We start from the raw sequence: 18,648 nt of genomic DNA, 5'->3' as shown, positions 1-18,648 counted from the left end.
TATTACTGTAAGCCTGGTGTTTTCTTTTTAGTGAATTTAGTGGCCGTAGTGTTGGCCGGATCGTCTGGCCATAAATGGCGCGGATATCGACCACGCATTTCTTTTTTAACATCAACATAAGGCCCTTGCCAAAAGCTGGCTAAATCCGCAGTCACAGCAATAGGTCGCTGCGCAGGAGACAATAGTTCCATCGTGACCACCAGCTTACCATGAAGTAATTGCGGGCTTTGTGATAAACCTAAAGCCTCTTGCAGTCGCACACTTAATAACGCTCGAGCTTGAATACCGAGACTTTTTCCGTTCTGGCGATTCGCTATTTGATCAATATCTGCATTATCACTGGCAATGTCATCAACTTGATAAGTGATCGGCGCTGATGTCCCTGTTGCCATTTTCCAATGTGTTGGTAACAGCTCATTTAATGTTTGTTGCTGCGACCAAGTTAATAGGTTCTTTACGTGACCTAATATATCCACTTTTTGCAGTTTAGCAATCGAATTAACCTCAGTTAAATACGGCGCTAACCACTGCGACAAGCTGGCAAGTAAATGCTCTGTATCGATAACAGGCCAATCATGATCAGGGGCAAACTGCTGTGCTAATTTTAAACGATATTGTAACTGATAAAAGCGCTCATCAAGGTTAAGGATGCTTAACCCTTTTCGTTGAATATGGCTCACTAACGCTTGCACAATTAAAGAAGAGTCAACATTACTCTCTAATGTGCGGCTAACAATAATGTCGCCTATTTTTTGTTGTCGTTCAGCATAAAATCGCCCTTTCACTTCATCCCATTCACAGATTTTATGTTCCGAAATCAAACTCGCTAAATCATGATGTAAATGGTCAGAGTTAATGGCTGCGGCTAAATAGACTCGACCGGCATTGCGCCCTTGTGATTCTTGAAAATCTGCCACCACTAACCAGTCATGATTGGACATATTATCTTCAATATCTATGGTAACGCCTGTGCCGTTACTCAGCAGAAACCCTTGTTTACCCCGTGCTTTAGCTATGCGGTCAGGAAAGGCTAACGCCAGTAAACTGCTGATATCACGACTTGCTGCATCACGGGCGATTTGTTTTATATCACCTGACACAGCTAATAATCTCTGCCACTTTCTCACTTGATTAGCCATTAGCCCTTGGGATGCGAGAGAAAGGTACTGACTAATATCCACGCCTTTTTTAGGTAAGCCTCTCGCTTCTAATACGGCAGCGAGTAAGCATGCTAACGACACCAAATCCGCTTGTTGATGAGCATCAGCAAGTGCCTTAGATTGCAATAACATATGCGCTAAACGTGGATGGCAACCCAGTTCATAAGCGGCTTGGCCTTGTTGGGTAATCTTATGTTGAGCATCAACAAGTGCAAGCTGTGCTAACAAGCGCCAAGCAACTTGCTGATGTATCGTTGGCGGCGGCGTCAGTAAAGGGAAGTTTTCAATATTGCTTTCACCCCAATAAGCGCAATCTAACGCCATTGAGGTTAATTCACTAATGCTGATTTCTGGGGCTTCTGTTTTGGCTAAGCGGCTTTGCTCTTCTTGTCCCCATAAACGTACACAACAGCCTGGTGCAAGACGACCTGCACGTCCTGCACGCTGAATAGAGGAGGCTTGGCTTATGCGTTTAAGTGATAAGCGACTCACACCTGTGCGGGGATTAAAGCTCGCTTCACGCTTATAACCACTGTCGACCACAATGGTGATGCCATCAATGGTCAAACTTGATTCGGCAACGTTGGTCGCAATGACAATTTTCCGCTTGCCTTCTGGTGCCGGCGCTATCGCTTTATCTTGCTCAGCTGGGGTTAAGTCCCCATACAATGGACACAAGATAAATTGCTGACTATCAAGCTTTTGACTAAGAAGTCGTTGCAGTTTATTAATTTCGCCTTTGCCCGGCAAAAAAGCTAATACTGAACCTTGCTGATACTGGACTGGCACTGTTTTTGACTCAGTGCTGACACTATCGATGATGACACTCGCTAACGCATCTAACCACTGCTGTTGACCCGCTACTGGGCGGTAGACTTTTTCAACATCAAAACTTCTGCCTTCACTGACTAGCATCGCAGCATCAGGCATTAAGTTCTGTAACGGTAAGCCTGAGAGCGTCGCCGACATGGCAATCAGCTTTAAGTCATCTCGTAATGATTCTTGCACTTCTAACGCCAGTGCTAAGCCTAAATCTGTGGGTAAATGACGTTCATGAATTTCATCAAAGATGATCACTTCAATTCCTGTGAGTTCAGGATCTTGTTGGATCATTCGAGTTAGAATGCCTTCAGTAACAATTTCTAATCGAGTGTTGGCGCTGACTTTTGCTTCACCACGCACGCGATAACCGACACTATCACCAACCTTTTCGCCCCGTGATTTAGCAATAAATTGCGCGACACTGCGGGCAGCAACACGCCTGGGTTCAAGCATCAGAATTTTGCCATTGATTTGCGGCCATTGCAGCATTGCCATCGGCAATGCTGTGGACTTACCCGCCCCAGTAGGCGCTTCAAGGATAATTTGACTATGGTCGGTCAATGCTTGCTGCAACGGTGCAAACAAAGCTTGGATCGGTAATGAACTCAAAAGGATAACTTTAACAACGGATGATGCTATTCAGTTTACGCATATTCGAATCTTGATGCCATCTCATAGACTGACACTATTGCGTTGAATTGCGTTGAATTGAGTTGTGTTGCGTTAATTTAGTAACCAAGGGCTGCGAACCCCTGAGGATAATTCAATTAACCGTGCAGGCCTGCCAATAGCATAACCTTGGCCATAATCTACGCCCAGCTCACGTAATAATCGGCCAATGGTCTCGCTTTCAACAAACTCACCAATCACTTCAAAATCCATGTCTTTACCCAGCTGACATATGGCCGACACAATGGCTTTATCACTGCGGTCATCACAAACATTTACTACAAATTGACCGTCAATTTTAACGTAATCAACATCAAGACATTTAAGGTAAGCAAAGCTTGAGAAACCTGAGCCAAAATCATCTAACGCCAGTTTACAACCTAGTGGCTTAAGTAAGTCAATCAAAGCTGTCGCTTGTTCAAGCTGACTCACAGCCGCTGTTTCAGTGATCTCAAAACACAGTTTGGACACTAATTCAGGCTCGACCATTAAACGCATTTCTAACCAGCTCATAAATTTACTGTCAGATAATGACAATGCAGATAAATTTACTGACACCATAGAAAGCTGTTCCCAAATTTCCATGTGGCGAGCGCCCCATTTTAATAAGTTATCTATGACCCAACGATCGATTTTTGAGGCCAGGTTATAACGTTCTGCCGCAGGAAGGAAAACCCCTGGTGAAACGTATCGGCCATCTTCTTGCACCATACGCAGCAGAATCTCCATATGAATACCCGATTCATCGGACGATAATGGCTCAATAAGTTGATAAAATAGTTCAAATTGGTTCAGAGCCAATGCTGAAATGATATCCACTGAAGCGAGCATTTGATTGTACAACTGGTGCATTTGTGGATCGTTTTTACAATAAAAGTGCCAGCGATTTCGGCCGCCTTCTTTGGCAATTCGACAAGCTGCATCAGCTTGGCTCATTATGCTATATATATCTGAAGTGCGTGAGTCAAGTTCTGACAAGCCCATACTGATACTGACATTATGGGTGATTTCCCCCCAAATAAATTCGTGTTCCGATAGTTGCTGGCAAATTCGTTTTGCCACTAATTCGGCCGATTCCTTATCAGCATAGAACATCAAGATGCCAAACTCATCACCCCCTAACCTTGCGACAATATCACCGGTGCGTAATAGCAAGCTTAGGCGTTTGGATACTTGGCACAAAAGTTCATCACCCGCTTTATGACCACTCACATCATTGATCACCTGAAACTGGTCTAAATCAAGAAAAGCAACACACGCAGGCAGGCGATCTTTAGCATCAATAGCTTCTTCTAACATCGCTTCAAACTGCACACGATTGGGTAAACCAGTAAGAGGGTCATAGTTTGACTGGAATGACAGTTCATCGGCTAATCGATATCGCTCGGAAATATCCTCAACCATCATCAGTAAATGATTTTCGATATCTAACGCACGACAAAAGCTCATTTTATACCAATGTTTTGTTCCAGCGATAATTAATGGAATTTCGCACCAAGACTGATGCAAAGCGCCTTCACGCACAATGTGTAAACAATCTTCCAGCAGCAAATGATCATCTGAGTTAATTACCGAAAATAAACTTTGGTTTAGATGTAATGGTAAGTTCTGGTTGGCAACCTGATTCTGTTTACTGACATTGTTATCTTTATCGATTAACGCACATGCGACGGGGAGTTGTTGAAATAGTTCTAAATATTGTAATTCTTTATTATTTAATAACTCAGTGACACGAGTCAGCTCCACTTGAGAACAAAGCGTAAGCGCACTTTCATTCACGAGATAAAATTTAGCATCTGCTTGAGCAACAATACCCTTATGTTGATGTTGATGTTGATGTTGATGTTGATACGGCACCAAACATAATCGGCTGTTGCCAATAACGACAGTATGGTTAATGTGTAATTGAATAGGCAGCGTGGATGATGTAATGAATTGATTTAATTCGTCAATTAATCGTACTGAAAAATGACTTTGCTTAACCTCGCGGGACTCTGGCTCTAGGTCTTTATCAGGAAATAAGCCACTGTGTTGATTAAGTAATAATTGCTCACACAGGATTGGAAATGATGCCAATGATAAACCAAGAATTTCGGCATTTTGGCGATTGTTCTCATACACTTTCAATGCATTGGCTTGTAAAACAAAGCCACTGGTAATGTGCTCTGATACTTGGGACAAAATAACGATCACGCCATCGCAGCCAAGTTGCTGTTGCAACGCTTCAACTTCTGTAGCCACTTGCTCTGACGATAACAAGCGACTTAATTCAGAAGATTGTTTACTGACCCATATCGATTCCAATTCGCTATCAATCATTAAATAACTCATTATGTAATTGCAATTTATCTCTCACTATTTAGTCGTATCGCTTTTAGCATTACGATGGTGAACTGTTGTTCCATAACGTTAACTACAATCTTAGCTCATATTATTAACGTCAGGTTAAAAACGACAACTTTCTTGGTTATCCTTAACTTAAGTAACCTATAAATTATCTTAGAGTTTATCTCTGCGCGAGATAATTCAATGCATAACGACTTAGTAAGGCAAACGAATGTCTGAAAATGATAACAAACGCACTTTTATTGGCTTTTCTATATCAATTAATAACCAGCAACGGCTAATAAACATCCAACAGCGATTAGCATCTCACATCAATCCATCTGCCACACCAGTGCGTAATACTAACTTACACATAACTGCGGCTTTTTTAGGACTGACCAGTGCTCAAGACATTGAAAAAATTGACACAGAGATATCCTCAATGTCATTGCATCGCTTTAGCCAAAGGCTTGAGCATATTAGTTATTGGCCGAAGGCAAAAATACTGTGTATCGAAGGAGTAGCCTCAATTGAATTAAGGAGTATTGTTGAGCAACTCACGCAGTTAACCAAGCAGCTAAACCTGCATCAAAGCCAACATGATTATCGGCCTCATGTCAGTTTATTTCGTCATGTAAAAATACCATCTTCAACTCAAGCGTTAATGAATGAGATAACGACAAAAGCTTCCAACATGATAAAACTAGCGCCTATTAGCTTCGATATCACTGAGCTGACTTTATTTGAATCAAAATCAACACCAATGGGCGTTGAATATTTAGCCCTTAAAAGTTGGCCACTGAACTGATAACTGTAAACTGCAAATCGGAAAATTAAACACAAAAAAGCCGCATATAGCGGCTTTTGGGATGTAAATCGATTGTGGACTAACCAATACGACAGCTCTAGATCTCAGCTTATTTATTTAGTATCGCAGCAATAGTCAGAACACCGTGAGCCGTGGCACCCGCGCTCCATAGTGAATTAGCCGATGACGCATAGGCGCCAGCTAAATCCATATGTAACCAGTTAACATCAGGGCGAACAAAGCGCCACAAGAAGCCTGCAGCATTTGAAGCACCACCAGCACCGCCACCTTTCATTGCACGGCTGTTAGCCGTATCAGCATAAGGTGAAGGACACATATCTTTATGCCATGCATCTAATGGTAAAGGCCATACATTTTCAGCAACGCTTGCAGCTTGTTGCTGTGCTAACTGTAATGTTTCCATTTGCGGAGAGAAAATCGCGTTATAATTTGTCCCAACAGCCATGACGGCTGCGCCTGTTAATGTCGCTGCATCTATAATCAGTTCAGCTCCGGTATCGGATGCGGCTTGTAAACCATCAGCTAAGACTAAACGGCCTTCAGCGTCAGTATTAACCACTTCAACGGTAACGCCATTTTTGTAAGTCAGGATGTCACCTAACTTATAAGCATGACCACTGATTAAGTTCTCAGCGCAACATAGGAATAACTTCACGCGCTTATTCAGCCCAGCTTTCATTGCTAGACCTAATGCAGCGGTAACAGTGGCAGCGCCGCCCATGTCACATTTCATATCAAGCATGCCTTCAGATGGCTTAATACTGTAACCACCTGAATCGAATGTAATGCCTTTACCCACAAGTGCTGTTGATACTTCTGCATCATCACCTAGTGGATTAAAATCAAGTACCAACATCGCAGGAGGACGCTCACTACCACGACCTACAGCATGTAAGCCAATCCATTGCGCTTCTAATAGTTCTTGGCCTTCCACGATGTCATAACTAACATTGTCACCACCAATGGCCTTAAGCCATTTCGCAGCATGATTTGCCAATATCACTGGAGATAATTCTTCAGGGGTTTCATTTACCAACATGCGCGCAAAGCTGGCAGCTTCAAAGCGATGAGTTAACGTAGTCTGAATCTCACTGTCACCACACCACAATACCTCAAACTCACCTTTAGCAGTGGTAAAGCCTTGTGAGAATGCCCATTGAGAGTCAATGCTCCAAAGCGCACCATCCAATTGAACCTTGCTTACTCCCTGGCTGCGGATTTTTCTTGCAGCCGCCTGCACTTGGCGTAGTTCATCTGTACCTGATAAATGTATAAACGCTTGGTTGCCTTGATAGGTAACATCAGCTTTACCCCAAAGGCTCTGTGGCGCTTCTTGTGTTAGGGTAACAGTCATTATTTCCATTATGATTTCCTTGTTGTACTTGCATTGTCACTTTTGTTTCCAATGGGCTAAGTGTACTGTAATTCGATAATGAAACGTGACAAAAACTACTATAGATTTCAATAAAATTGTAAACACTATTATTACGGAGAAAAATTTTTCATGGAGTTTACCCCAGCGCTGCAACAGGGAACCTTGATCAAACGTTACAAACGTTTTTTAGCTGATGTTAGGCTTGATGACGGAACAGAAATAACCATTCATTGCCCTAATACTGGTTCAATGAAGAATTGCTTATTTCCTGGTGAACTCGTGTGGTTTTCAACCTCAGATAACCCTAAAAGGAAATATCCAAATACGTGGGAAATCGCTCAAACAACAGAGCAACATTTAATTGGCATTAATACTGGTAGGGCTAATGCTTTGGCTGAAGAAGCCATCAATGCGGGTGTCATCACTGAGCTTACTGGTTATTCAACCCTAAAACGAGAAGTTAAATATGGTGATGAAAATAGCCGCATAGATATACTGCTCAGCGATGAAAATCGCCCTTTATGCTATGTAGAAATCAAAAGCTGTACATTATTAGAGCAAACAGTAGGCTATTTCCCTGATTCGGTCACTACAAGGGGGCAAAAGCATTTGCGCGAGCTTATGCATATGGTTAGTCTAGGTCATAGAGCAGTATTGCTGTTTGTTGTTCAGCATACTGGTATCAATATTGTGCAAGCTGCAGAGCATATCGATCCGCAATATGCATTATTACTAAAACAAGCGGTAAATAGCGGCGTAGAAGTTTTAGCTTATCAAACAGAATTATCGGCTATTTCAAGTACCCTAAGTCGTTCGTGCAAAGTGATTGTTTAGGTCAAAAAAGCGTAAAATACTAAACAAATAATTTGCCACGCTATAGCGTTTCTGCTATAGATAGCGGCCATAAATTTTACGACGCACATAAATCGCTAATTATTACAGGAGATGCGTTATGCCTGAAGGCACTAAAAAACTCGGCGTACTCGCTATCGCAGGTGTAGAACCTTACCAGGAAAAAGCTGGTGAGGAGTATATGGGTGAAGAGCAACGTGGTCATTTTAAAATGATTTTAGAAGCTTGGCGTAACCAGTTACGTGAAGAAGTTGACCGCACGTTAAACCATATGCAAGACGAAGCTGCTAACTTCCCAGATCCAGTAGACCGCGCGGCGCAGGAAGAAGAATTTAGTTTAGAGTTACGTGCTCGTGATAGAGAACGTAAACTCATTAAGAAAATTGAAAAGACATTACAAAAAATTGAAGAAGACGATTTTGGCTTCTGTGATTCTTGTGGTGTTGAGATTGGTATCCGCCGTCTTGAAGCACGTCCAACAGCTGATCAATGTATCGACTGTAAGACGCTTGCTGAAATTAAAGAAAAGCAAATGGCTGGCTAATTCAGCGACCACTGACAATCGGTTTAAGCACTTTCCGATATCAGATATTGGGCGAGATGATTCTCGCCCTTTGTTTTTGTATTTTCCCTACCGCTAAATTGATTTAAGCAAAAGGTATATCGGTGAACTCACCTCATTATATTGGTCGCTTTGCTCCATCCCCTTCTGGCCCATTACATTTTGGCTCTCTTATTGCTGCACTTGGCAGTTACCTTCGCGCTAGACATCAAAATGGCAAATGGCTTGTTCGTATTGAAGATATTGACCCGCCAAGAGAAGTTAAAGGCGCAAGTGATGACATTTTAGCCACGCTCGACGCCTATGGATTACATTGGGATGAGCAAGTTCTTTATCAAAGTCAGCGAACAGAAATATACCAACAGCAAATAGATACTCTATTAAGTAAAGACTTAGCCTACTTTTGTCAATGTACTCGAAAACAAATTGGTCAGATGGGTGGCGTTTATGACAGTCGCTGCGGACAATTAACCTCACCACTCAACCAAGGCGCTATTCGAATTCGAAATACCGCTAAAGTTGATCAGTTCAATGACTTGTTGATGGGTAATATTACGGTCAATGAAGGATTTGCAGGTGAAGATTTTATTATTAAACGCAGTGACGGCTTATATGCTTATCAACTTGCGGTAGTGCTCGACGATGCTTTTCAAGGCATTACTGAAATTGTACGAGGCTGTGATTTGCTCGAAACCAGCTGCCGACAATTAAGCATGAATAAAATTCTTGGTTTTTGTTCGCCAAACTGGCTGCATCTACCTCTAGCATGCACTAAACCCGGATTTAAGCTTTCTAAACAAAATTATGCAAATGCAATTGATGTCATTAGGCCACAAGCCAGTATCAATGCGGCTTTGCAATTTTTAGGGCAAGCCCAAGTAGACATAGACCATGTGGATATTATGCTAAAACAAGCATGCGAGCAATTTAGTATTGTTGATATTCCACAAGTATCTGAGATTCTGATAGCGCAGTGATATACTCATTGGCGTACAATTGGTATATCATAGCCGCCAGATTTTTAACCATTTAATTTTAACCATTAATCGTATCGTTCGAGGTGTATTATTTTTCGCCGTATTAGCCAATTCTGCAAACAACTGTTTGAAGACAATAAATCCACTCCGGTCATTGAGCCAGAAGCTCAAGATGACGGATTGCGCCTGGACATTGTCACCAGAGATGCCCATACAATTTCTAGGCGTCAAATCAGTGAAAATGCACTAAAAGTTCTTTACCGTTTGAGCAAGTCAGGCTACAAAGCCTACCTTGTCGGCGGTGGTGTTCGCGATATCCTATTAGGCATGGAACCGAAAGATTTCGACGTTGTGACCAATGCAACCCCTGAAGAAATCAAAAAACTATTCCGTAATAGCCGCCTTGTGGGTCGTAGATTTAGATTAGCGCACATTGTATTTGGCCGCGACGTGATTGAAGTCGCCACTTTCCGTGGTCACCATGGCGAAACCGACGAAAAAATTTCGAAATCAAATGCTGAAGGTCGTCTATTACGCGACAACGTCTATGGCGAAATCGATGAAGATGCAGAACGCCGTGACTTTACGATCAATGCACTTTATTACGATATCAGTGACTACTCTATCCGCAGTTATGGCGGTGGTATTAGTGACTTAGATGCCAGAACCATTCGTTTGATTGGCGATCCAGAAACCCGTTACCGTGAAGATCCGGTGCGTATGCTTCGAGCTGTGCGCTTTGCAACCAAACTGGATATGCAAATCGAATCAAAAACAGCGGCGCCAATTAAAGAGTTAGCACCACTGCTTAAAGATATTCCAGCTGCACGTATGTACGAAGAAGTACTTAAGCTGTTTTTTGCTGGCAAAGCACAAGCTAACTACGAAATGATGCGAGACTTAGGTTTATTTCAGCCACTTTTCCCGCAAATTTCAGCGCAAATTAAAGAGCAACCAAACGGTTATACCGCCAAAATGCTCAATGCTGTCATGAGCAACACAGATTTACGCGTTAGCCAAGACAAGCCTGTCACACCGGCATTTTTCTACGCTGCCCTGCTTTGGTATCCATTAAAGCAACGTGCTGATGATATAGCGCTTGAAAGTGGCTTAAGCCACTACGATGCACATGTCGCTGCAATGGGTGATGTGATGGAGCAACAATGCCGCACCATCAGTATTCCGCGTCGCTTTAGCACGCCAGCTAAAGATATTTGGCAACTACAACTTCGACTTGAGCGCAGCCAAGGCACTCGTGCATTTAAATTGCTCGAACACCCTAAGTTCCGTGCAGCTTATGATTTATTACTCCTTCGTGGTGAAGCAGAAGCTGGCAACATAGGTAAAATAGCAGCGTGGTGGCAATCATTCGTTGAAGCGGATGAACAACAGCGTTCTGACATAGTGAAAAGCAGCAAAAAAGGCCCTAGCCGTAATCGCAATGCTCAACAGCGTAAACGTCGTCGTCCTAGTAAGCCTAAATCAGAGTCTGCAGGTACGACTGAGAAAAACTCAGCACCTAAAGCTGAAACAAAAGGCTAACCATGAGCACCACGGTTTATGTGGCGTTAGGGGCAAACCTAAATGAACCAGTACAGCAAATCCAAGACGCTGTACTGGCGTTAAAAAAGATTGCTCTCGATGCGATTGTTAATGTGTCACCACTGTATCGTTCAGTCCCTATGGGCGATGTTGAACAGCCTGATTACGTCAATGGTGTGGCACGATTTAACACCGACCTTGCACCAATAGCTTTGCTCGACGCATTGCAAGCGATTGAAAATACCCAAGGCCGTGTCAGAGAGATACGTTGGGGACCACGTACGTTAGATTTAGATATCTTACTGTACGGGACACAAATCATCGATGAGCCTCGACTATCGGTTCCCCATTATGGAATGAAGCAACGCAGTTTTGTTCTCATTCCACTTGCAGATATTAATCAACAATTAATACTGCCATGTAGCACCGAATTAAAAAGCTTAATTACCCGTGAAATGCGAGCTGAATTAATTCAAATTTAATCAGCTTTTATGCCGTTTGCATCGCATATCCATTACTTGAATATGAATTGCTTCTAAGAGTTTATTATGTCAAAAGTCACTAGCTCAACCCTCATAAAATTCAAACAAGAAGGTAAGAAATTTACCGCGTTGACCGCCTACGATGCGAGCTTTGCTGGCGCATTTGATAGCGAAGGCGTCGATGTCCTACTGGTTGGTGATTCTTTAGGTATGGTACTGCAAGGCCACAGTGATACATTGCCTGTCACAGTCAATGATATTGCCTATCATACAGCCAGTGTTAATCGCGGTTGCAAACGAGCCCTACTTATTGCTGATATGCCTTTCATGAGTTACGCCACCCCAGAACAAACTATGGCTAATGCTGCAATTTTGATGCAGGCAGGTGCAACCATGGTCAAACTGGAAGGCGGTGAATGGTTACTTGATAGTGTGAGAATGTTGACTGAACGCGGTATTCCAGTATGTGCTCATTTAGGCCTCACGCCACAATCGGTGCATGTTTTTGGCGGCTTTAAAGTACAAGGTCGTGAAGAAGATAAAGCTCAACGCATGATTGATGATGCCTTAGCATTGCAAGCTGCTGGTGCTCAATTATTAGTGGTTGAATGCATTCCGAGCTCACTGGCAAAACGCATTACTGAAGCATTGACCATCCCAGTCATTGGTATTGGCGCTGGTGGTGATACCGACGGGCAAATCTTGGTTATGCACGATGTACTAGGTATCTCAAGCGGCTATATTCCTAAGTTTTCTAAAAACTATTTGCAGCAAACTGGCGAAATTCGTTCTGCAGTGAAAGCCTATATTGAAGAAGTCGCCAATGGCACATTCCCAGCCGATGAGCACTCGTTTAACTAAGCTTTATAGCAAACAACATTGACATGCAGTGTGAGTTCATCTCAGTAACTGCATTAAAATTTATTGTACAACTAGGTAAATATCGATGATTACCACAGCGAATATTGCTGAAATCAGAGCACAAGTAAAACAGTGGCACATGCAAGGCGAAACCGTTGCCTTTGTGCCAACGATGGGTAACTTACACAATGGTCACATTACATTAGTGACTGAAGCGCTAAAACGCGCAGACCATGTGGTGGTGTCCATTTTTGTCAATCCAATGCAATTTGGCCAAAATGAAGATCTTGACGCTTATCCAAGAACGTTAGCAGCAGATAGTGACGCACTTATTAATGCAGGTGCAGAGCTATTATTCACCCCTACACCTAGCATCATCTACCCAAAAGGTTTAGCGCAACAAACTTTTGTTGAAGTACCGAATATTGGTGATGAGTTTTGCGGTGCAAGTCGACCGGGACATTTTCGTGGTGTAGCCACGATTGTATGCAAGCTATTTAATATCGTTCAAGCCGATGTGGCTTTATTTGGCCGTAAAGATTATCAACAGCTCATGGTGATTAAAGCGATGGCTGAAGATTTATCATTACCGATTGAGATTATTGGTATTGACACAATAAGAGAAGCATCTGGTTTAGCCATGAGCTCAAGAAATGGTTATTTAACTGCTGAGCAAAAGCAACAAGCTGCTGCGATTAAACAGTGTATGGATAAGCTTGCAGCTGACGTTGCTTGTGGAAAAAACATTGCTGAAAGTGAGGCTATTGCGGCTGAAACGTTAGTGAAGGCAGGTTTTAAAATGGATTACTTGTCTGTTAGAAACGCCACTAATTTAGCCCCTATTACCAGTGAAGATCACAATCTAGTGATCTTAGTTGCTGCCTACCTTGGCAATACCCGCCTTATAGATAATCTTACCTTTAGCCGCTAATCTATTCGCCACTGACTTTGTAAGACTTAGCTGATTGTTCACTAAGTCTTACAAATTTAACGCAAAGTTCTTCTGTGCCAATAAAAAATCTACTGTCAAAAAACTGGTTTTATCGTTAAAATTAGGCCATAGTAATTAAGTATATTTAAACATTATAGCTACAAGCAGCTATAATGATTTACAACCACCTAGCGCCAATGGGTTTTGGCTGACTAGCGGTAACCATCTGATATACCTTCAACACGGTGTTGAAACGATGTTAGATTACAAAAGGATCTGTGGCCGCATGCCAATAAGACTACTCATCACATTCATTATTGTATTATTCATGGGGCCAACTTTCGCCTCTGCAAATACAATTTATAAGTGCATGAAGGACAATAAAATCGCCTTCAGTCAGACTGTTTGCCCAAAAGAATATCGTCAGCACAAAATTGAATACCAGCTTGGGATCACCACAGAAGTTGATTCGGATAAGGTTGTCTTAAAAGAAGATCCGCTTAAAGCGTTGCTGAAAAAACAAACCATTTCCAAAGAGAAATTAATCCAATTATTGGACAGTGAAGTTTATCGTCTCAAGCAAGAAAATAGTTATTTTGAAATTTTACGTGCCAGTGAAATTCAAAAACTTGATCGTAATCGCTATTGGCACAAGAAAGAAAAAGACGATCCAGATTATGTAGAAGATTTAGCTGAGATTAATAATCGATTTGATGAGTTAATGAAAAATAATCGTCACGTGATTATTGTACTTATCGAACACAAAAACAAAATCCTAGCAGAAAGCGCCAATGATGGCGCTATTGCTAAAGAATAATAGTAAGCAAATCCCTCAGCGCAACGCCCACTAACTAAAGCGTTCTCGAGCTATTCCAGTTCCTATCATCCAGATATTCGCTCAACACCTTACATTAGCCATTCATTAATCAGGCTTAAATACGCCGATGACATTACCTGTGGCTTTTTCAGCGACTTTTGTCTCTGTTTGTTGTTCACGGTAATCACAGTCAGTACACTCAACGGTTTCAACACCATTTTCTTTAAATAGTTGAATAGTATCTTGAGCATGACATTGAGGGCATTTAGCCCCAGCTACAAAGCGTTTTTTTATTTTAGCCATAATCTTATTATTGTTCTTCTGTGCATTTGCGATATCAGTAGCAGTATTTTGCCACGAATTGGTTAATCCAGTCTCGCTCTAGTGTTAAAAAAGTATCAATTACGCTATTATCGCTGCACTTTTTGTATTATCACCAGTCAAGTTGCCATTCATGATTAACATCAGCCAAGCCCAACTCATCCGCGGAACGAAAACCCTACTCGATGAAGCTAACCTTACCGTCTATCCTGGCCATAAAGTTGGCCTAGTCGGTGCGAATGGCACAGGGAAATCATCTCTATTGGCGCTCATTTTAGGCAATTTACAACTTGATAAAGGCGAATTTAGTTTACCTGCGGGTTGGCAAGTCGCCACTGTTGCCCAAGAAACACCGGCACTTGAAGTCTCAGCGCTAGAATATGTACTCGATGGTGATATTGAGTTTCGTCAACTTGAGGCTCAACTGGCTATCGCTCAAGAAAAAGATGATGGCCATAACATCGCGCTGATACATGGAAAAATTGATGCTATCGGTGGTTATGCCATTCGCTCACGAGCGAGCTCCCTGTTAGCTGGTCTAGGGTTTAGTGAGCCAGAACAAAGTAACCCAGTAAAAAGCTTCTCTGGTGGCTGGAGAATGCGTCTTAACTTAGCGCAGGCACTATTATGTCGCTCTGACTTATTGCTACTAGATGAACCCACCAACCATTTAGATTTAGATACCATGTATTGGTTAGAAGGTTGGATTAAAGCCTACCAAGGTACGCTTATCTTAATTAGTCATGACCGTGACTTTATTGACGGGATCGTTGATGAAATTGTTCACGTTGAGCATGCCAAACTGAATTATTACAAAGGTAATTACAGCTCATTTGAGCGTATTCGTGCTGAAAGATTATCTCAGCAGCAAGCCGCATTTGAACGTCAACAAAAAGAACGCGCTCACATGCAATCTTTTGTCGACCGCTTCCGTTATAAAGCCAGTAAAGCCAAACAGGCTCAAAGTCGGTTAAAAGCCTTAGAAAAAATGGCTAACTTATTACCTTCACAAGTCGACAGCCAGTTTCATATGGCTTTTCGTGAGCCTGACGCTTTACCTAATCCTTTAGCGACCATGGAGAATGTGTCTATTGGCTACGGTGACAAAACCGTATTAAGTGAAGTAAAACTTAACCTAGTTCCAGGTGCGCGTATTGGTCTGTTAGGCCGAAATGGAGCCGGTAAATCGACTCTGATAAAATTACTCACTGGAGATTTAGCCCCTATAACAGGTAAATATCAGCCTAATCCTGGTCTGAATATTGGTTACTTCGCTCAGCATCAAATTGAATTTTTAAGTTTGGATGACACCCCGCTACAGCATTTAGTCCGTCTAGCGCCCAATGCGAAAGAGCTTGAACTACGTAGCTTTTTAGGCGGATTTGGTTTTAATGGTGATATGGCTATGTCGGCTGTTAGACCTTTCTCGGGTGGCGAAAAAGCCCGTTTAGTTCTGGCACTACTCGTATGGCAAAAACCAAACGTATTGCTTTTAGATGAACCGACCAACCACCTTGATTTAGAGATGCGTCATGCACTGACCATGGCATTGCAAACTTTTGAAGGTGCAATGGTCATTGTGTCACATGATCGACATCTTTTACGGTTAAGCTGTAGTGACTATTACCTTGTAGACCAAGGTGCTGTAAAGCCTTTCCAAGGCGATTTAGATGATTATCACCAATGGTTGCTCGATGCAGCAAAAGCAGCGCAATCATCGGCCGCTAAAGAGGGTGACACTAAGCCAACAATCGACAAAAAACAGCAGAAACGTTTTGAAGCCGAATTAAGACAGAAAGTGTCTCCATTGCGTAAACAGCAAATTAAGCTTGAGACACAACAGCAAAAAATCAGCACACGGTTAGCTGAACTTGAAATCGACTTGGCTGATGGCTCGCTTTATGAAGCGGAAAATAAAGCTAAAATGACTAAAGTGCTTAATGAGAGAACTGAACTGACACAAGCGATGGACGCAAGCGAAATGACTTGGCTTGATCTTCAAGAGCAGATTGAAGTTATCGAACAAGAGTTTACCCTCAATTAATCTGCCAATTGTTTGAATGAGCTAAATATGTGCCTGCAACAATCATTCAAACAAGAGAAAACAGGTTAAAGCCTCTGATTTAATAAGCTTTAACCTGTAGTTATCAAAATTTAACTATCACCTGAAATGCACCGAGCTTTTCAAGGACAATAAGATTCAAGTTATCGTGCTATCGATAACGCAAGATAACGTAATCCTCATTATCAGTCTGAATCTTAAAGAATGGATACTTACACGTTGGAGAAAGTCTAGTGCAACCTTTTAACTCATTAATTTGGCGTGATTGTGACAATCTATACGCGACCAATCCAGCAAGCTACATCAGCGTACAAGACGACTACCAAGTTAATGTAAACCTACTATTGTTGGCCCAATACCTTGACCAACAGTGCCACTATTTACCATTAGCGCAGTGGGAAGTACTCGCCTCGACCATTGAAGACTGGGATACTAAAGTTGTTACCCCATATCGTAAATTGCGCCGCTTAGCTAAATCACATTTACAAGCAGGCGAATATCAACAAATGTTAGATATAGAGTTGATGATGGAGCGCAAAACTCAGCAAATGTTGCTGAAGAAATTAAATCAGTTTGAGCAAGGCTCAATTAATGCTGACGCTACTTCCGATATTGCCTCTGATAAAAAAGACACCTATAACACCGAAAATTACTTGTGCTTATTTGGTATCGACGCAGATTATTTTACTCAATTACAAAGTGCTTAAAGCGAGCAGCGAATACCGATATTATCAATATTCGCTGCACCACTTATACATCCGCTAAAGCAATACTATCTGCCGTTAAAACAATACTATCAGCCGTTAAAACAAAGATTATGAATGACTTTGTTGCGGTAAACGTGTCGAAATGATTGCTGCTAACGCAATCATCACACTCGAAATCCACAAGCAGACCTCAAGTCCGTATTGCTGAAATACCCAACCCGATAACAAAGTGCCAATAAGCCTACCCATCGCATTAGCCATATAATAAAAGCCAACATCTAAAGACACGCCATCTTTATCTGCGTAACTCACAATTAAATAGCTATGCATCGATGAGTTCACTGCAAACAATCCGCCGAAAACCAATAACCCGCCGATAAGCATAATATGACTATGCCAATCGAAAGTGAGAGCCAGTGCAATCACTCCAGGAATAATAGCCAATACCGCAGCCCATAAGCAGGCACTTTTACCATCAGGCACCTTACCTTGTTTTTTGCCGGTAAAATGGGGCGCAAAGGATTGAACACCACCATAAGCAATAACCCACAAGGCTAAAAAGCCCCCAACATACCAATGATCCCAGCCAAATTGACTGGCAAGAAAGACGGGCAATGCCACCACAAACCATACATCTCTTGCTGCAAACAAAAACAGCCTTGCTGCAGATAAGTAGTTAATGGTACTGCTCTTAGAGAAAATCTCTGTAAACTTGGGCTTCGCAGTCGCTTTGCCTAACTGGCTTTTTAAGGTTAATACGCTAAATATCCACACCAGCAATAACGCGACTGCCATGATTAAGATTGCCGCCTGAAAACCAAACACAGTCAGCAGCGCGCCACCTAAGAAAAAACCCACACCTTTAAGGGCATTTTTAGAACCAGTAAGAATAGCAACCCATTGATATAATTTACCTTCAGCTCCAGCGGGAACCAATGTTTTAATGGCACTTTTGGCGCTCATTTTATTCAAGTCTTTAGCAATGCCAGATAATGCCTGCGCCGCCATTACCCACACCACAGTGAGCCATTCATTGGGTACCAGCAGCATAGACAGAGCAAACACTTGCAAGCCCAGGCCGATATTCATGGTGCGATTTAAACCCACTCTCGCACCAAGCCAACCTCCTACAAGATTAGTAACAACACCAAAAATTTCGTAGAACAAAAACAGCATTGCAATTTCAATCGGGCTAAAACCTAAACCATGAAAATGCAGCACCACCAGCATTCGCAGTGCACCATCGGTCAATGTAAATGCCCAATAGTTGCCAGTCACAATTAAGTACTGTTTTATCTCACTGGGCAAGTTTGCCAATTTTGTGAATAAAGACATCGGTATAACCCTATTAATC

Annotated in this window: 16 protein-coding genes; 11 read left to right on the top strand and 5 right to left on the bottom strand. The window is 42.1% G+C overall.

The window, feature by feature from the left end; translation table 11 throughout:
• Positions 1-2: 2 nt before the first annotated feature.
• Together hrpB and BCU84_RS16880 are read right to left on the bottom strand one after the other, a co-directional pair.
• Entirely contained in the window at positions 3-2,591 is a 2,589-nt protein-coding gene (gene hrpB, locus BCU84_RS16885) for an ATP-dependent helicase HrpB (RefSeq protein ID WP_102529243.1), read from the bottom strand.
• A gap of 114 nt (positions 2,592-2,705) precedes the next feature.
• A complete protein-coding gene (locus BCU84_RS16880) occupies positions 2,706-4,970 on the bottom strand; it encodes an EAL domain-containing protein (protein ID WP_102529242.1) in 2,265 nt (754 codons plus the stop codon).
• Between the two features lie 238 nt (positions 4,971-5,208).
• On the opposite strand from BCU84_RS16880, the gene thpR reads away from it, so the two are divergent.
• Entirely contained in the window at positions 5,209-5,784 is a 576-nt protein-coding gene (thpR, locus tag BCU84_RS16875; RefSeq protein ID WP_102529241.1) for an RNA 2',3'-cyclic phosphodiesterase, read from the top strand.
• Between the two features lie 109 nt (positions 5,785-5,893).
• On the opposite strand, the gene pepB is transcribed toward thpR, so the two are convergent.
• The gene (gene pepB, locus BCU84_RS16870) at positions 5,894-7,168 is read right to left on the bottom strand and encodes an aminopeptidase PepB (RefSeq protein ID WP_102529240.1); all 1,275 of its coding nucleotides are present in this window, start codon (positions 7,166-7,168) and stop codon (positions 5,894-5,896) included.
• A 141-nt stretch (positions 7,169-7,309) separates the two neighbouring features.
• On the opposite strand from pepB, the gene sfsA reads away from it, so the two are divergent.
• The 8 genes from sfsA to BCU84_RS16830 all read left to right on the top strand — a co-directional run bounded on the left by sfsA (position 7,310) and on the right by BCU84_RS16830 (position 14,204).
• Positions 7,310-8,014, top strand: coding sequence for a DNA/RNA nuclease SfsA (gene sfsA / locus BCU84_RS16865; RefSeq protein ID WP_102529239.1), 705 nt, complete (start codon positions 7,310-7,312; stop codon positions 8,012-8,014).
• A 118-nt stretch (positions 8,015-8,132) separates the two neighbouring features.
• Positions 8,133-8,576: an RNA polymerase-binding protein DksA gene (gene dksA, locus BCU84_RS16860; protein WP_055024924.1), complete on the top strand. Its 444-nt coding sequence runs from the start codon at positions 8,133-8,135 to the stop codon at positions 8,574-8,576.
• A 122-nt stretch (positions 8,577-8,698) separates the two neighbouring features.
• Positions 8,699-9,571: a tRNA glutamyl-Q(34) synthetase GluQRS gene (gene gluQRS / locus BCU84_RS16855; protein ID WP_102529238.1), complete on the top strand. Its 873-nt coding sequence runs from the start codon at positions 8,699-8,701 to the stop codon at positions 9,569-9,571.
• 180 nt (positions 9,572-9,751) lie between these two features.
• A complete protein-coding gene (gene pcnB / locus BCU84_RS16850; RefSeq protein ID WP_241906469.1) occupies positions 9,752-11,113 on the top strand; it encodes a polynucleotide adenylyltransferase PcnB in 1,362 nt (453 codons plus the stop codon).
• A 2-nt stretch (positions 11,114-11,115) separates the two neighbouring features.
• Positions 11,116-11,595, top strand: coding sequence for a 2-amino-4-hydroxy-6-hydroxymethyldihydropteridine diphosphokinase (gene folK / locus BCU84_RS16845; RefSeq protein ID WP_102529236.1), 480 nt, complete (start codon positions 11,116-11,118; stop codon positions 11,593-11,595).
• 66 nt (positions 11,596-11,661) lie between these two features.
• Complete coding sequence (panB, locus tag BCU84_RS16840; RefSeq protein WP_102529235.1) at positions 11,662-12,456, top strand: 3-methyl-2-oxobutanoate hydroxymethyltransferase; 795 nt, start codon at positions 11,662-11,664, stop codon at positions 12,454-12,456.
• An 85-nt stretch (positions 12,457-12,541) separates the two neighbouring features.
• Entirely contained in the window at positions 12,542-13,387 is an 846-nt protein-coding gene (gene panC, locus BCU84_RS16835; RefSeq protein WP_102529234.1) for a pantoate--beta-alanine ligase, read from the top strand.
• 256 nt (positions 13,388-13,643) lie between these two features.
• On the top strand, positions 13,644-14,204 hold the full coding sequence (locus BCU84_RS16830; protein WP_241906468.1) for a DUF4124 domain-containing protein: 561 nt from the start codon (positions 13,644-13,646) through the stop codon (positions 14,202-14,204).
• Between the two features lie 105 nt (positions 14,205-14,309).
• Here BCU84_RS16830 and BCU84_RS16825 read toward each other — a convergent pair whose 3' ends face one another.
• On the bottom strand, positions 14,310-14,507 hold the full coding sequence (locus BCU84_RS16825; RefSeq protein WP_198589601.1) for a YheV family putative zinc ribbon protein: 198 nt from the start codon (positions 14,505-14,507) through the stop codon (positions 14,310-14,312).
• Positions 14,508-14,658: 151 nt separating this feature from the next.
• On the opposite strand from BCU84_RS16825, the gene BCU84_RS16820 reads away from it, so the two are divergent.
• On the top strand, positions 14,659-16,569 hold the full coding sequence (locus BCU84_RS16820; RefSeq protein WP_102529231.1) for an ABC transporter ATP-binding protein: 1,911 nt from the start codon (positions 14,659-14,661) through the stop codon (positions 16,567-16,569).
• A 251-nt stretch (positions 16,570-16,820) separates the two neighbouring features.
• Positions 16,821-17,294, top strand: a complete 474-nt coding sequence (locus tag BCU84_RS16815; protein WP_102529230.1) for a DUF2390 domain-containing protein — start codon at positions 16,821-16,823, stop codon at positions 17,292-17,294.
• A gap of 108 nt (positions 17,295-17,402) precedes the next feature.
• Here the strand turns inward: BCU84_RS16815 and arsJ are convergent, their stop codons facing one another.
• Positions 17,403-18,629: an organoarsenical effux MFS transporter ArsJ gene (arsJ, locus tag BCU84_RS16810; RefSeq protein WP_102529229.1), complete on the bottom strand. Its 1,227-nt coding sequence runs from the start codon at positions 18,627-18,629 to the stop codon at positions 17,403-17,405.
• Positions 18,630-18,648: the final 19 nt, after the last annotated feature.

It is taken from the genome of Shewanella sp. 10N.286.51.B7 (assembly GCF_002873615.1).
Classification (GTDB): domain Bacteria; phylum Pseudomonadota; class Gammaproteobacteria; order Enterobacterales; family Shewanellaceae; genus Shewanella; species Shewanella electrodiphila.
Note: the sequence above shows the minus strand (reverse complement) of the source record. Positions and strands in the feature narration are given on the sequence as shown.